Origin of the sequence: Nocardioides faecalis (assembly GCF_018388425.1) — a bacterium.
Taxonomy (GTDB): Bacteria; Actinomycetota; Actinomycetes; order Propionibacteriales; family Nocardioidaceae; genus Nocardioides; species Nocardioides faecalis.
In genome coordinates this window covers 3,055,603-3,071,066 of record NZ_CP074406.1, presented here as the reverse complement: position 1 = coordinate 3,071,066, position 15,464 = coordinate 3,055,603, and the positions used below count along the sequence as shown (strand labels likewise).

Genomic DNA, 15,464 nt, shown 5'->3' with positions numbered 1-15,464 from the left:
AGCCCGCCCGCGCCCGCGGGCCCCGGCCGGCGATGTCTCAGATCAGGCCGAGCTCGGTGACCGCGGCCTTCTCATCGGCCAGCTCGGCCACCGACGCGTCGATCCGGCTGCGGGAGAAGTCGTCGATCTCCAAGCCGGCGACGATGCTCCACTCGCCGTTGTCGGTGGTGACCGGGAACGAGGAGACCAGGCCCTCGGGCACCCCGTAGGAGCCGTCGGAGACGACGGCCATGGACACCCAGTCGTCGGCCGGCGTGCCGTGCAGCCAGTCGCGGGCGGCGTCGCAGGTCGCGGACGCCGCAGAGGCGGCCGAGGAGGCGCCGCGGGCGTCGATGATCGCCGCGCCGCGCTTGGCCACCGTCGGGATGAAGGTGTCGGCGATCCAGGCCTGGTCGCCCACCACCTCGGCAGCGTTGCGTCCGGCGACCTCGGCGTGGAAGAGGTCGGGGTACTGCGTGGCGGAGTGGTTGCCCCAGATCGTCATCTTCTTGATGTCGGTGACGGCGGCGCCGGTCTTGGCGGCCAGCTGCGAGATCGCCCGGTTGTGGTCCAGCCGGGTCAGCGCGGAGAACCGCTGGGCGGGGATGTCGGGGGCGTTGCTCGCCGCGATCAGGGCATTGGTGTTCGCCGGGTTGCCGGTCACCCCGATGCGTACGTCGTCGGCCGCCACCTTGTTCAGCGCCTTGCCCTGGGCGGTGAAGATCGCCCCGTTGGCCGAGAGCAGGTCGCCGCGCTCCATGCCCGGCCCACGCGGGCGCGCACCGACGAGCAGGGCCAGGTTCACGCCGTCGAAGATCTTCTCCGGGTCGGAGCCGATCTCGACGCCGGCCAGGTTCGGGAACGCGCAGTCGTCGAGCTCCATGACGACGCCCTCCAGGGCCTTCAGGGCCGGCTCGATCTCGAGCAGACGCAGCTCGACGGGCCGGTCGCCGGCGATGGCTCCGCTGGCGATGCGGAAGAGCAGGCTGTAGCCGATCTGGCCGGCGGCACCGGTCACGGCCACCTTGAGCGGGGTGGTGCTCACAAGGACACTCCTAAGTGGGGTCTGGCGGACGCCTTGGACGCTAGCAGCGGATGGGCACCCCGGCGAGGGATACGCACGTGCGAGACGATGAGGCGCATGTGGATCCCGGCCCGCTCGCTCCTCGCCGCCGTCGCGGTGCTCGCCCTCGCCGGGTGCGGCTCCGCCTCGGCGCCCAGCCCGCCCACCGGCGTCGACGGACTGGTGATCCCGACCCCGACCGTGGCCGCGGACGACTTCGTCGCCGAGGTCGACAACCCGTGGCTGCCGCTGGCTCCCGGCTCCCGGTGGGAGTACGACGTCCCGTCGGCCCCGACGGAGTCGACCACTTCTGGGCCGACCGCCTCCGCACCGACCACCTCCGGGCCGACCACCTCCGAGCCGGCGCTCGTGCTGACTGCCTCGGTGGGACCGGAGATCGCCGGGGTGCGGACGGTGAGCCTGACCCGCAGCGCCGCCGACGGCACCGAGGTCACCGACCACTTCGCCCAGGACCGTGCGGGCAACGTGTGGTGGCTGGGCCGGGCGGGGGAGTGGACCGCGGGTGTCGACGGCGCGGAGGCCGGGCTGGCGATGCCGGCCGACCCGCGCGTGGGCGACGGCTTCCGGATGGCGCTGCTGCCCGGCGCCGCGGCTTCAGGAAGCGTGTCCGACGGCCCCTCCGACGGCCCCTCTGATGGTCCGCTCGCGACCGTGCGCGGCCGCGGCGAGGTGGCCCGGGTGCCGGCGGGCGAGTACTCCGACACCGTGGAGATCGAGGTCCGCACCGCCGCCGGGGTGCGCACGGACGTGCACGCTCGCGGGGTCGGTGTGGTCCGGACAGGCCGAGCGGGGCTCGTCAGGTTCGACGAGCCCCGCTGAGAGGGTCCTGCTGCGTCCTGCTGCGGTGGACGGACTACTGCGGCGGACGGACCTGGGTCTGCTCGTCCGGCGGCGGCGCCCAGCCACCGGGCTGACCCGGCTGACCGGGCTGACCCGCCTGACCGGGCTGACCCGGCTGACCGGGCTGACCCGCCTGGCCGGGCTGACCCGCCTGGCCGGGCTGACCGGCCACGCCGCCCTGCGGCGCGTCCTGGCCACCGGGGGCGCCGTACCCCTGCTGACCGCCCGTGTGCTGACCGCCCGTGTGCTGGCCGCCCGTGTGCTGGCCGCCCGTGTGCTGGCCACCGAGGTGGTGGCCGCCGTGGCCGGGGTCGGCCGGCGGCTGCGGCTGCTGCGCGGGGATCCACTGCCCGGCGACCGGGTCCCACTGCCAGCCGTCCTGGATGATCGGCTGCTCCTGGCTGCCCGCGTGCGCGTGCCCGGTGTGGCCGGGCAGGCCGCCGGCGCCCTGGTTCCACTGCTGGGTGAAGCCGGGGGAGGAGGAGCCGCCGATGCCCACGCTCAGCCCGGAGCCGGGGACCGGGTCGCGGTCACGACCGAACAGGAGCGGGTAGACCAGGCCGGCGATCGCGCCGCCCAGCAGCGGCGCCAGGATGAAGAGCCACAGCTGCAGGATGTGGTCGCCGTCGAAGCTGGCGATGGCCGGGCCGATCGAGCGGGCCGGGTTGACCGACGTCCCCGTGGCCGGGATGCCGACGATGTGGATGAAGGTCAGCGCGAAGCCGATCGTGAGCGGGGCCAGCGCCGCGATCGCACGGTTGCGCTCGTCGGTGACCGCCAGGATCACCAGCACGAAGACCAGGGTGAGCAGCGCCTCGAGCAGGAAGGCCGACCACCAGGCGAACTCGACCGGGTAGCCGGACTCGCGGCCGTAGAAGTTCTCACCCAGGCCCGTCCTGCCGGCGTCGAAGTCCTCATAGCCCAGCAGCAGCACGCGCAGTGCGAACGCGGCCACGAGCGCCGCGGCCACCTGGACCCCGGCGTAGATCCCGAAGTCGCGCCACGGCATCCGGCCGCCCAGGGCGGCGCCGAGGGAGACGGCGGGGTTGAAGTGGCCGCCCGAGATCCGGCCGAAGGCGTAGGCGGCGATCATCACGGCGAGCCCGAAGGCGAAGGCCGTGCTGAGCAGGTTGAACGTGCCGGTGTCGTTGAACTCCCGGTCGAACGTCGCCGCGGCCAGGAAGGCGGCTGAGCCGCATCCGAAGAAGACCAGGATGAAGGTTCCTATCGCCTCGGCGACGATCTTCTGCACCAGGGTCGGTGGTGCCTCCGCGGCGGAGTCGGTGCTCACGTCGGCGCCGGCGTCGGTTGCGCCGGTCGCTGCTGGTTCGGTCATCGGTCCAGTACTCCTCGGTTCGTCCCACGAGATCGGGCAAAGTGCTTTCACCCTAGCCAGTGCCCACTTCCCGGTCGGTCAAGCCGAGCAGCTCGCGGTCACGTCCTCGCACCGGTCCCAGGGGCCGGGTTGGGCCGGGGGCGTTGCCCGGTTGGGGAGCGGGTGCGAGGGTGGAAGCACCGAGGTTCGGCGGACTCGAGCCGTCGGATATCTTGATGTCAAGCAATCTGCAGAATCCGCACGCAACACGCACGGGTGCTCCGCCCAGGTGGGCCCCGAGAAGCGCTTCAGGAGGCGTCGCCCGAACATGTCGAGCATCATCTACACCCACACCGACGAGGCGCCGCTGCTGGCGACGTACTCCTTCCTGCCGATCGTCGAGGCCTTCGCGGCCAAGGCCGGCGTCGCGATCGAGACCCGCGACATCTCCGTCGCGGCGCGCATCCTCGCGCAGTTCGGCCTCGCCGACGACGCGCTGGCCGAGCTCGGCGCGCTGGCCAAGACGCCCGAGGCGAACATCATCAAGCTGCCCAACATCTCCGCCTCGATCCCGCAGCTGAAGGCCGCGATCAAGGAGCTGCAGGCCCAGGGCTTCGACGTGCCGGACTACCCGGAGTCGCCGAAGACCGAGGAGGAGAAGGAGATCCGGGCCAAGTACGACAAGGTCAAGGGCTCCGCGGTCAACCCGGTCCTGCGCGAGGGCAACTCCGACCGGCGCGCCCCCGCCTCGGTGAAGAACTACGCCAAGACGCACCCGCACCGCAACAAGCCGTTCGGTGAGGGCTCCAAGACCGACGTCGCCACCATGGGCGACCACGACTTCGCCAGCAACGAGAAGTCCGTGACCCTGGCCGCCGACGACACCTTGTCGATCGTGCTGGAGAAGGCCGACGGCGAGACCGTCGTGCTCAAGGACGGCCTGAAGGTGCTGGCCGGCGAGATCGTCGACGCGACCAAGATGGAGGTCGCGCACCTGCACGCCTTCCTGCGCAACGCGATCGCCAAGGCCAAGGCCGAGGACGTGCTCTTCTCGGTCCACCTCAAGGCCACGATGATGAAGGTCTCCGACCCGATCATCTTCGGCCACGTGGTCAAGGCCTTCTTCGCCGACGTCTTCGCCAAGTACGGCGACGACCTGGCCGCGGCCGGGCTGTCCGCCAACGACGGCCTCGGCGCCATCCTGTCCGGCCTCGACGCGCTGCCGAACGGCGCCGAGATCAAGGCCGCCTTCGACGCCGCGCTGGCCGAGGGCCCGCGGGTGTCCTACGTCAACTCCGACAAGGGCATCACCAACCTGCACGTGCCCAGCGACGTCATCATCGACGCCTCGATCCCGGCGCTGATCCGCAACGGCGGCAAGCTGTGGGGTGCCGACGGTGGCGAGGACGACACCCTCGCCGTCATCCCGGACTCCTCCTACGCCGGCGTCTACAAGACCGTCTTCGACGACGTGAAGGCCCACGGCCCGCTCGACCCCGCCACCATCGGCAGCGTCTCCAACGTCGGCCTGATGGCGCAGGCGGCCGAGGAGTACGGCTCGCACGACAAGACCTTCGAGATCCCCGCCGCGGGCACCGTCCGGGTGCTGGCCTCCAACGGCGACGTGCTGATCGAGCACGACGTCGAGGCCGGCGACATCTGGCGCGCCTGCCAGACCAAGGACGTCCCGATCCAGGACTGGGTGAAGCTGGCCGTCAACCGGGCCCGCGCCTCGCAGACCCCGGCGGTGTTCTGGCTCAACGAGTCCCGCGCCCACGACGCCGAGCTGATCAAGAAGGTCCGGACCTACCTGGCCGACCACGACACCGACGGCCTGGAGATCGAGATCCTCAGCCCCGACGAGGCCACCGCCTACTCGCTGGAGCGGATGCGCCGGGGCCTGGACACCATCTCGGTGACCGGCAACGTGCTGCGCGACTACAACACCGACCTGTTCCCGATCCTCGAGGTCGGCACGTCGGCGAAGATGCTCTCGATCGTCCCGCTGATCGCCGGCGGCGGCCTGTTCGAGACCGGCGCGGGCGGCTCGGCCCCCAAGCACGTGCAGCAGCTGGTGGAGGAGAACTACCTGCGCTGGGACAGCCTGGGCGAGTTCTTCGCCCTGGTGCCCGCGCTGGAGAAGTACGCCGAGCAGGCCGGCGCGCCCGCCGCGACGGTCCTCGCCGACGCCCTCGACCGGGCGACCGGCACGTTCCTCAACGAGGACCGCTCCCCGGGCCGCAAGCTGGGCACGACCGACAACCGCGGCTCGCACTTCTACCTCGCCCTCTACTGGGCCGAGGAGCTCGCGACGCAGACCGAGGACGCCGAGCTGGCGGCCGCGTTCAAGCCGCTCGCGGAGAAGCTGCGCGCCAACGAGGACAAGATCGCCGAGGAGCTGATCGCGGTCCAGGGCAAGCCCGCCGACATCGGTGGCTACTACCGCCCCGACGCCGAGAAGACCTCGGCCGTGATGCGGCCGAGCGCCACGCTGAACGAGACGCTCGCCGGGTTCTGACCCGACGCGGCGCGGCTCGACCGCGCTGAGGCACCGGGCTCCCGGGGTGAGAGATCACCCCGGGAGCCCTGCCTTTTGCCGCAACGGTTTCGGCGAACGGGGCCGGAAGGCAGCAGAATATTCGGAGGCGCCCGGCCCCCTGGATGCCTAGCCTGGAGAACCATGACCGAGATGCTGAGCCGCCGTACCGCCACCGAGGCACCGGCGCACCTCGGTGCCGGTCCCGCGCGCCAGGTCGACTGGCGACGGCTGCGCGGTCGGGCGGCCGTCGTCGCCGTCGCGGCGGTCGCGCTGGCCGCGCTCGGCACCGCCGTGGGCAGCATCTTCGCCGGCCGGATCGCCGAGCAACCGAGCTCCGCCCTGCTCGGCTGGTTCGCGCTGTGCGTGGTCGGCGCCGCGGTCGTCGACACGGTCGGCCGGGTGTTCTGGGCCGGGGTCGTCGACCGGGCCGAGGGCCGGCTGCGCGGCGACCTGCTCAGCGCCGCGCTGCAGCAGCCCCTGGCGCACCTGACCGAGCAGGCGGTCGGCGAGATCCTGGACCGGGTCGACGACGACACCCACGAGGTCGGGACCCTGCTGCGCCAGCAGATCTGGACGGCCATGCGGACCCTCTTCGGGGCGCTGCCGATGTGGGTGGTGGCCGGGGTGACCTGGTGGCCGGCGTTCGTGCTGTTCCCCGTGGTCGGCCTGCTCACCGTCGCGGTGATGCGTCCGGCGCTGGGGGAGATCGCCCGTCGCAAGGTGATCGAGGAGGCGGTCTGGACCGACCACGCCGCCGCGCTGGAGGAGGGCGTCACCGGCCGCGACGACCTGCGCACCAGCGGCGGCCGCGCGTTCGTCGTACGACGCCTCGCGGAGCTGTCCGCGAAGGCGCACGCACGCTTCCTCGACGTCGTGACGCTCGAGGGGCGCCTGGCGATGCAGGTCGGCTGGCTGCTGCACGGCCTGCTCGCGGCGGTCGCGCTCGGCGGGGTGGCGATGGTCAGCGGCGGCGGGCTCGACGTGGCCGGGCTGGTCACGCTGTTCCTGATCACCACCATCTTCGTCGGCCAGCTCAGCAACCTGAGCCACCAGCTGCCCGAGATCCAGGCGGGGATGGGTGCGGTCATCCGGCTGCGCCAGCTGCTCGCCGTGGAGGCCGAGCCGCTGGGGGGCGACCCGGTGCCGCCTGGCGCGCTGGACCTGCGCATCCGCGAGCTGGACTTCAGCTACGCCGACGGCGACTTCGCGCTGTGCGACGTCGACCTGCACCTGCCTGCGGGGCAGACGCTCGCGCTGGTGGGGCGCACTGGATCCGGGAAGTCCACGTTGGCCGCGTTGCTGTCGCGGGCCGCGGAGCCGCCGCCGGGCACGATCTTCCTGGGCGGGGCCGACATCACCGCCCTGGACCTGCACGAGCTGCGGCGCCGGGTCGGCGTGGTCACCCAGCGCACCGAGATCCTCGCCGGCACCCTGGCCGAGAACATCGCGCTCTTCGCCGACATCCCGCGGACCGAGGTCGCCGCCGCGGTGGCCGAGCTGGGCCTGCTCGACTGGGTGGCGGGCCTGCCCGACGGGCTGGACACGCTGCTCGGGCCCGGCGGCACCACGCTGTCGGCCGGCGAGGAGCAGCTGGTCGCCTTCGCCCGGCTGCTGGTGCGCCACGTGCAGGTGGTGGTGCTGGACGAGGCCACCGCCCGGATGGACCCGGTCACCGAGGCGCGGGTCGTGGCCGCCGCCGACCGGCTGCTGTCCGGGCGTACCGGGGTGCTCGTCGCCCACCGGCTCAGCACCATCGAGCGTGCCGACACCGTCGCCGTGCTCGACCACGGCCGCGTGGTCCAGCACGGCCCGCGCGCCGAGCTCGCCGAGTGCGACGGCCCGTTCCGCCGGCTGCTGCTGGCCGGCGGAGAGCGCCGGGACGTACCGCTGGAGACCCTTGCGGAGCTGCCCTCGGTGACGCAGGAGACGCCCGCGCCCGGCATCGGCGGCCGCCGTCGGGTCGGCGAGCCCCCGGAGCGCCCCGAGGTCGGCTCGGGCCCGAGCCTGGCCCGCGGCATCTGGCACGCACTGTGGGTCCGTCCGCGGTGGGGGGCCTGGTCGGTCGTGGTGTTCCTGGCCGCCAGCCTCCTCGCGCCGCTGGGCGCGGTGACCGGCTACCTGTGGGGCCAGGTCGTCGAGCGCATCGGCCGGGGCGAGCCCACCACCGGGCTGCTCGTGGTGATGGTGCTGGCGCTGCTGTGCGCGCCGCCGCTGCTGGCGGATGCGATCCGGCGCTACCCCCGCTGGTGGGTCGAGGTGCTGCTGCGCGTGCGGATGTCGGTGCTGCTCGGCCAGGTCCGGGACCGCCGGCTGCCGCGCACGCCGCCGGGGGAGGTCGTCGCCCGGGCGATGGACGCCGACCGCTTCGCCCGCTACGCCGACCGCTGGGTCGACGTGACCAACGGACTCATCATCGCCGGCCTCACCATGGTGGCGGGCGGCAGCTGGCTGGCCGGTGCCGTGCTGCTGGCGGTGATGGCCGCCAGCGCGCTCGCCTCGTCGATCGGCCGTCCGATCGCAGGTCGCTCCGCGACCCGCTCCTCCACCGCCCGCGCCCGGTTCGGCCGCGCGGTGGTGTCCGCGGTCGAGTCGGCCCGCACGGTGAAGCTGGCCGGGCGGACCCCGCAGGTCCACGCCCACCTGCGCCGGGTCGACGGCGGGCGGGTCGAGGCCGCGGTCTTCGAGCACCGGGTGCAGGCCGTCCTCGACGGCGTGCCGATGGTGATGGTGCAGCTCGGCGCCGTCGCCGCCTGGGCGCTGTACTTCCTCGACGTGTGGGGCCTGGCCACCGCCGTGCTGGTCTCCACCGCGGTCAACGGGTTCGACTGGTACGGCCGCGTAGCCGGGGCGGTGGTCACCGAGGCGCCCGGCACGCGGGCCTGGCAGACGGAGACCGCCCGACTGGCCGGCGGCGTGGACCTGATGACGATGCCGCCCGGCGTCGACCTGGTCACCGGGGCCGCTCCGGAGCCGGTGGCCCCGCAGCGATCGCCGCTGCAGCACCTGCGGCTGCGCGGGTTCGCCGCGGTGCACGACGACGGCACCGTCGGGGTCGAGGGCGTCGACCTCGACCTGGCGCGCGGTGAGCTGGTGCTGCTGCTGGGCCAGGTGGGCTCCGGCAAGTCGAGCCTGCTGTCCGCGCTGGCGGGGCTGGTGGAGCACCGCGGCGAGCTGTGCTGGAACGGCCGGCCGGTGACCGACCCCGAGACCTTCCTGCGCCCCGCCCAGGTCGCCCACGTGGCCCAGGTGCCCCGGGTGCTCTCCGGCACCTTCGCCGACAACGTCCAGCTCGGCCACCTCCGCGAGCTCGATCGGCCGCTGGCCTCCGCGCGGCTGGGGCAGGACGTGGCCGAGGCGGGCGGTCCGCACGCGCTGGTCGGGCACCGCGGCGTCAGGCTCTCCGGAGGCCAGGTGCAGCGCCTGGCGCTGGCCCGGGCGCTGGCGGTCGACCCCGAGCTGTTGTTGGCCGACGACGTCTCCAGTGCCCTGGACGCCGCCACCGAGATCGAGCTGTGGGCGGCGCTGCGCGAGCAGCAGGTCACCGTGGTCGGCGCCACGTCGAAGCGCGCCGCCCTCGAGCAGGCGGACCGGGTCGTGGTGCTCGTCGAGGGCCGGCTGGCCGCGGTCGGTCCCTGGGCCGAGCTCGCTGCCCGCTGGGGCCACCTGGCCGGCTGAGCGGCCTCAGCCGTAGAGCCCCAGGAAGCTGCGGCTCGCGGTCTGCACGATCTCCTCGGGCGTCGCGTCGAGCACGCCGTCGAGCCAGGCGGTGACCACCTCGGCCATGCCGCCGATGAACAGCAGGCCGGCCAGCTCGTCCTGGCGGTCGCGGCGCGGCAACCCGCCCTCGTGCGCCTCGGCGGCGGCCAGGTGGGCGAAGTGCCGCAGCAGCTCGGTACGGCGTCCGCGCAGCGCCGGCATCGTGCCGGCCTCGATGATCGCGACCCGTCCCTTGCGGGGATCCGCGGTGAGCAGCTCCACCAGGGCGGTGATGGCCGCGTGGATCCGGGCGGCGGGATCGGCGCCGGCGGCCTCCGCCGCAGCGAGGGTGGTGGTCTCGATCTCGACCGCCACGGCCTCCAACAGCGCGGACTGCGCCTCGTCGAGGTTCTTGAAGCTCTCGTAGAAGTAGCGCTCGGTGAGGCCCGCGGCCGCGCACACCGCGGTCATCGTGGTCCGGGTGCCGGGGTCGGCCCACACCGACAACGTCGCCTCCAGCAACCGGCTGCGGCGCTCCGCCGCGCGGTCGGCGGCGCTGACCCCCTTGTAGATCCCGGATTGCACTGCCATGCCCCCAGCCTGCCGTAACCAACGGCGAAACAGAAGGTTGACAGAGCGTCCTTCCTGAATCAGTCTTGTGTCCTCCGCCACGCGAAGGAGTTCGAAGATGAGCACCGATCAAGCTGTCCGTCCCCTGCCCGACCTGGTCTCCGGCGACCGAGGATGGCCGCTGCTCGGCCGTGGGCTGGACTACGCGCGGGACCCGGTCGCGCTCATGCAGCACCAGTGGGACACCTACGGTCCGGTCTCCCCGCTGCCCTTCCTCGGCAAGACCTACGTGATGCTGCTCGGCCCCGATGCCGTCGGCGACGCCCTGCGCAACGCCGACAAGGCGTTCGTCAACGAGCCCGCCTGGGGCGCCATGGTGGGCCCGTTCTTCAACCGCGGGCTCATGCTGCTCGACGGCTCCGAGCACCACGGGCACCGGCGGATCATGCAGGAGGCGTTCACCCGCGACCGGCTCACCCGCTACGCCGAGCTGATGCACCCCTCGATCGCCCGGGGCCTGGCCCGGTGGCCCGCGCAGGAGGGCTTCGCCTGCTACCCCGCGCTCAAGCAGCTCACCCTCGACGTCGCGGCGGACATCTTCATGGGCGGCGCCGCCGACACCACGCCCGGCGAGATGGACCGGGTCAACCGCGCCTTCATCGCGTGCGTGCAGGCCGCTGCGGGCGTCGTCCGCGCCGACGTGCCGTTCACGCGCTGGGGCCGGGCCTACCGCGGCCGCCGGGTGCTCGAGGACTTCCTGCGCCACTACCTGCCGGCCAAGCGGGCCGATCCCGGCGACGACCTGTTCTCCGTGCTGTGCCACATCGAGGACGCCGACGGCGATCGCTTCAGCGACGACGACGTCGTCAACCACATGATCTTCTTGATGATGGCCGCCCACGACACCTCCACGATCACCACCTCGACGATGCTGCAGCTCCTCGGCCAGCACCCCGAGTGGCAGGAGCGCTGCCGCGAGGAGTCGATGGCGCTGGGCGATGCCCCCGGGCTGGCCGAGCTGGAGGGCCTGACCTCGCTGGACATGGTGATGAAGGAGGCGCTGCGGCTGCGCGCGCCGGTGCCCGCGATGGCGCGCCAGACGGTCAAGGAGACCGTGGTGCAGGGGGTGCGGCTGCCCGCCGGCACCCCGCTCGCGGTCGGCGTGCAGTTCAACCACCTGATGCCCGAGCTGTGGAGCGACCCGACCCGCTTCGACCCCGAGCGGTTCGGCCCCGAGCGCCGCGAGGACAAGTCCCACCGCTACGCGTGGGCGCCGTTCGGCGGGGGAGTGCACAAGTGCATCGGCCTGCACTTCGCCGGCGCCGAGGTGAAGACGATCCTGCACCACCTGCTGCGCACCCGGCGCTGGCACGTCGACCCGTCGTACGTCGCCCCGCTGGACAACCACTCGCTGCCCTACCCCAAGGACGGCCAGCCCATCGACATCGCGCCTCTCTGAGCACGAGCAGCACCCCGGAGCAGCACGACGCTCCGTGACGATCCACCCCCACACCCACCCGGCCCGCCCGCCGGGAGAACCGAGAGGAACCCCTCGTGAGCCGCTCCATCAACGGCCTGTCCATCATCGTCACCGGCGGTGCCCGCGGCATCGGCCGTGCCACCGTCGACCTCTTCGCGCGTCAGGGTGCGAAGGTCGCGGTGGGCGACCTGGACGGGGACCTCGCCGCCGAGGTCGCCGCGCAGTACGACGACAAGGTGGCCGCGGCGCCGCTCGACGTCACCGACCCCGACTCCTGGACCGCCTTCCTGGCCGCGGTCGACCACCTCGGCCCCTGGGACGTGCTGGTCAACAACGCCGGGATCATGCCGCTGGGCCCGGTGCTGGAGGAGTCCCACGCCACCGCCCGGTCGATCATCGACGTCAACGTGCACGGCGTCATCTTCGGCACCAAGGCGGTGGCACCCGGCATGGTCGCGCGCGGGCGCGGCCACATCGTCAACGTCGCCTCGGCGGTCGGCCGGGTCGCGCTGGCGAACGGGGCGACGTACTCGGCGTCGAAGTTCGCCGTGGTCGGCTTCTCCGAGGCCACCCGCCAGGAACTGGCGCCCCAGGGCGTCGACGTCACCATGGTGTTGCCCAGCGTGGTGAACACCGAGCTGGCGGTCGGCGTGCCGGCGGCCCGCGGCGTCAAGAAGGTCACCGCCGAGGACGTCGCCGAGGTGATCGACTCCGCCGTGAAGAAGCCGCGCGCCGAGCTGTGGGTGCCGCGCTGGGGCCAGGCGCTGTCGAAGCCCACGCTGGCCCTGCCCCGCGCCGTGCAGGACGCGATCACCAAGGCGATGAAGGCCGACGAGGTGCTCAGCGGCACCGACTTCTCCGCCCGGGCCGCCTACGAGGCCCGCGCCGCCCGGCAGAACGTGGCCCGCGAGGCCACGGGCGACAAGAGCTGACCCGACTCGCACGACACCCTGGCCCGGCGCTTCGCGCCGGTCTGTGACGAACGCCCCGCGCCCCGGCCGGAATACCGCCCGGGGCGCAGGGCGTTCTTGCCTCCCGTGACCTCTGCGACCACCACCGGCCCCGACTCGGAGGAGGCGGCGATGGTCTCCCACCCGCGACCCGCACTCGCGATCCTCGCCCTCGCGGTCGGCGGCTTCACCATCGGCACCACCGAGTTCATGACCATGGGCGTTCTGCCGGAGATCGCCGACGGCGTCGACGTCTCGGTCCCGGCCGCCGGCCACGTCATCTCCGCCTACGCGCTCGGCGTGGTGGTCGGGGTGCCGATCCTCGCCTTCTTCGGCGCCGCCCTGCCGCGCCGCGCGATGCTGGTGGGCCTGATGGGCGCCTACGCCGCCTTCAACCTGCTCTCCGCCGCCGCACCCAGCTACGAGGTGCTCGCCGCCGCACGGTTCCTCGACGGCCTGCCGCACGGCGCCTACTTCGGGGTCGCCAGCCTGGTCGCGGCCAGCCTCGTCGCACCCGCCCGGCGCGGTCGCGCGATCGCCGCGGTGATGCTCGGCCTGTCGGTGGCCAACGTGGTGGGTGTGCCGCTGGCCACGTTCCTGGGCCAGCAGGTCGGCTGGCGCTCGACGTACCTGCTCGGCGGGCTGCTCGCCCTGGCCACCGCCGCGATGGTGCTGGCCGTGGTGCCCTCGATCCCCGGCGATCCGGAGGCCAGCGGCCGCCGGGAGGCGCGCGAGTTCTTCACCAGCCTGCAGGTCTGGCTCACGATGGCGGTGGGCGCGGTCGGCTTCGGCGGGATGTTCGCCGTCTACTCCTACATCGCCAAGACCGTCACCGCGGTCGGCGGCCTGGACAAGGGCACCGTGCCGGTCTTCGTCCTCGCGCTCGGCCTGGGCATGGTCTTCGGCACGTGGCTGGCCGGCGAGCTCGCGGCCTGGTCGGTCTTCCGCAGCCTGCTGCTCTCCGGCGTCGCCGGTATCGGGCTGATGCTGCTCTACTACCTCGCCGCTCCGGGCGGCTGGGCGCTGCTTCCCGTCGCCTTCTGCGTGACCACCGCCGGCTCGGTGCTCGTGGTCAACCTGCAGCTGCGGCTGATGGACGTGGCCGGCGGTGCGGTCACCCTCGGCGCGGCGATGAACCATGCCTCGCTCAACATCGCCAACGCCCTCGGCGCCTGGATCGGCGGCGTCGTGATCACCGCCGGGTACGGCTACCGCGCTCCGGCGTTGGCCGGCGCGGGCCTGGCCACCCTGGGCGTCGTCATCCTGGTGGTCTCCGCGCTGGTCCACCGGCGCGCCGCGACCCCGGTCACCGCCGGCTGAGCGCGGTGAGGCGGCGAGTGGGTCGCCGCGGGAGGGGGGTGAAACAATGACGCCCATGTCCGCCACCACCGCGCACCCTCCCGTGCCGGAGACCGCACAGCCCGCCGTACCCGCCTCCGGTGCCCGTCCGCGGGTGTTGTCGGGGATCCAGCCGACGTCGGACTCCTTCCACTTCGGCAACTACCTCGGTGCGACCCGGCAGTGGGTGGACCTGCAGCGCGACCACCAGCCGTTCTTCTTCATCGCCGACCTGCACGCGATCACCGTCGAGCAGGACCCGAAGGTGCTGCGCGAACGGACCCTGCGGGCAGCAGCACAGCTGATCGCGATGGGCATCGACCCGGCCCGCAGCGCGATCTTCGTGCAGAGCCACGTGCCCGAGCACGCCCAGCTGGCGTGGGTGTTCAACTGCCTCACCGGCTTCGGCGAGGCCCGGCGCATGACGCAGTTCAAGGACAAGTCCGCCAAGGGTGGCGAGGGCGCGGCCAGCGTCGGGCTGTTCACCTACCCGATCCTGCAGGCCGCCGACATCCTGCTGTACCGGCCGCACTACGTGCCGGTGGGCGAGGACCAGCGCCAGCACCTCGAGCTGACCCGCGACCTCGCGCAGCGGTTCAACAGCCGCTACAAGAAGACCTTCCGGCTGCCCGAGCCCTACATCCTCAAGGCCACCGGCAAGATCGCGGACCTGCAGGACCCGACGTCGAAGATGTCGAAGTCGGCGTCCTCGCCGTCCGGCATCATCGAGATGCTGGACGACCCCAAGGTCAGCGCCAAGAAGATCCGCTCGGCGGTGACCGACTCCGAGGCCGTCGTCCGTTTCGACCCCGAGACCAAGCCGGGGGTGAGCAACCTGCTCACCATCTACTCCGCGCTCACCGGCGAGTCGGTGCAGGCGTTGGAGGAGCAGTACGCCGGCAGGATGTACGGCGACCTGAAGAAGGACCTCGCCGAGATCGTCGTGGGCTTCGTGACGCCGTTCCGGGACCGGACGCTCGAGCTCCTCGACGACCAGAGCTACCTGACCCAGGTGCTCGCCCAGGGCGCCGCCACCGCCCGCGAGGTGGCCGAGGCCACGCTGCGCGACGTCTACCAGCGGGTCGGCTTCGTCGCCCCGCCCGCAGCGAAGCCGCCGGTGGCTGGTTCCTGATGCCGGTCATCGGCGTCGCGATCGCGATCCCGGAGCCGTGGGCCAGTGAGCTCTACGACTACCGGCAGAGCATCGGCGACCCGACGGCCGCCGGGGTGCCCAGCCACGTCACGCTGATCCCGCCGCTGGAGGTCTCCGGCGACCTCGCCGACATCGAGGCACACCTGGAGGCCGCGGGCACCGTGGTGTCCTCCTTCGGCGTGCACCTGCGCGGCACGGCGACCTTCCGCCCGGTCTCCCCGGTGGTGTTCGTCAGCCTGGTCGAGGGCATCTCCCACGTCGAGCAGCTCGCCGACGCCGTACGACGCGGGCCGCTGGCCGTCGACCTGGACTTCCCCTACCACCCGCACGTCACCATCGCCCACCACCTCGACGACCCGACCCTGGACCGGGCCTTCGACGACCTGGCGGGGTTCGAGTGCCGCTTCGAGGTCACCGACTTCCACCTCTACGTCCACGACGACGAGCAGGGGTGGGTCTCCCGGCGCACGTTCGCGCTCGGGTGAGCCCCGCCCCGCCAGCACGCACGTCCACGAAAGGA

11 protein-coding genes are annotated in these 15,464 nt (G+C 72.7%); 8 read left to right on the top strand and 3 right to left on the bottom strand.

Going from position 1 to position 15,464, the window contains the following annotated elements:
- Positions 1 to 37: 37 nt before the first annotated feature.
- Complete coding sequence (locus KG111_RS14465) at positions 38 to 1,024, bottom strand: malate dehydrogenase (RefSeq protein WP_205290985.1); 987 nt, start codon at positions 1,022 to 1,024, stop codon at positions 38 to 40.
- A 96-nt stretch (positions 1,025 to 1,120) separates the two neighbouring features.
- Here KG111_RS14465 and KG111_RS14460 point away from each other — a divergent pair, with 96 nt between their 5' ends.
- A complete protein-coding gene (locus KG111_RS14460; protein ID WP_205290984.1) occupies positions 1,121 to 1,882 on the top strand; it encodes a hypothetical protein in 762 nt (253 codons plus the stop codon).
- Between the two features lie 34 nt (positions 1,883 to 1,916).
- On the opposite strand, the gene KG111_RS14455 is transcribed toward KG111_RS14460, so the two are convergent.
- Positions 1,917 to 3,239: an MIP/aquaporin family protein gene (locus KG111_RS14455; protein WP_205290983.1), complete on the bottom strand. Its 1,323-nt coding sequence runs from the start codon at positions 3,237 to 3,239 to the stop codon at positions 1,917 to 1,919.
- 307 nt (positions 3,240 to 3,546) lie between these two features.
- On the opposite strand from KG111_RS14455, the gene KG111_RS14450 reads away from it, so the two are divergent.
- Both KG111_RS14450 and KG111_RS14445 read left to right on the top strand, forming a co-directional pair.
- The gene (locus KG111_RS14450) at positions 3,547 to 5,736 is read left to right on the top strand and encodes an NADP-dependent isocitrate dehydrogenase (RefSeq protein WP_205290982.1); all 2,190 of its coding nucleotides are present in this window, start codon (positions 3,547 to 3,549) and stop codon (positions 5,734 to 5,736) included.
- A 162-nt stretch (positions 5,737 to 5,898) separates the two neighbouring features.
- Entirely contained in the window at positions 5,899 to 9,432 is a 3,534-nt protein-coding gene (locus KG111_RS14445) for an ATP-binding cassette domain-containing protein (protein ID WP_205290981.1), read from the top strand.
- A 6-nt stretch (positions 9,433 to 9,438) separates the two neighbouring features.
- On the opposite strand, the gene KG111_RS14440 is transcribed toward KG111_RS14445, so the two are convergent.
- Complete coding sequence (locus KG111_RS14440) at positions 9,439 to 10,044, bottom strand: TetR/AcrR family transcriptional regulator (RefSeq protein WP_205290980.1); 606 nt, start codon at positions 10,042 to 10,044, stop codon at positions 9,439 to 9,441.
- Between the two features lie 97 nt (positions 10,045 to 10,141).
- Here KG111_RS14440 and KG111_RS14435 point away from each other — a divergent pair, with 97 nt between their 5' ends.
- The 5 genes from KG111_RS14435 to KG111_RS14415 all read left to right on the top strand — a co-directional run bounded on the left by KG111_RS14435 (position 10,142) and on the right by KG111_RS14415 (position 15,429).
- Positions 10,142 to 11,482, top strand: coding sequence for a cytochrome P450 (locus KG111_RS14435; protein WP_205290979.1), 1,341 nt, complete (start codon positions 10,142 to 10,144; stop codon positions 11,480 to 11,482).
- Between the two features lie 95 nt (positions 11,483 to 11,577).
- Positions 11,578 to 12,435 carry an SDR family oxidoreductase gene (locus tag KG111_RS14430; protein ID WP_205290978.1) on the top strand — a complete coding sequence of 286 codons (858 nt, stop codon included), beginning with the start codon at positions 11,578 to 11,580 and terminating at the stop codon, positions 12,433 to 12,435.
- 105 nt (positions 12,436 to 12,540) lie between these two features.
- Complete coding sequence (locus KG111_RS14425) at positions 12,541 to 13,773, top strand: MFS transporter (RefSeq protein ID WP_249666150.1); 1,233 nt, start codon at positions 12,541 to 12,543, stop codon at positions 13,771 to 13,773.
- A gap of 55 nt (positions 13,774 to 13,828) precedes the next feature.
- On the top strand, positions 13,829 to 14,923 hold the full coding sequence (trpS, locus tag KG111_RS14420; RefSeq protein WP_205290977.1) for a tryptophan--tRNA ligase: 1,095 nt from the start codon (positions 13,829 to 13,831) through the stop codon (positions 14,921 to 14,923).
- On the top strand, positions 14,923 to 15,429 hold the full coding sequence (locus tag KG111_RS14415; RefSeq protein WP_205290976.1) for a 2'-5' RNA ligase family protein: 507 nt from the start codon (positions 14,923 to 14,925) through the stop codon (positions 15,427 to 15,429). The genes trpS and KG111_RS14415 overlap by 1 nt, the downstream gene beginning before the upstream one ends.
- Positions 15,430 to 15,464: the final 35 nt, after the last annotated feature.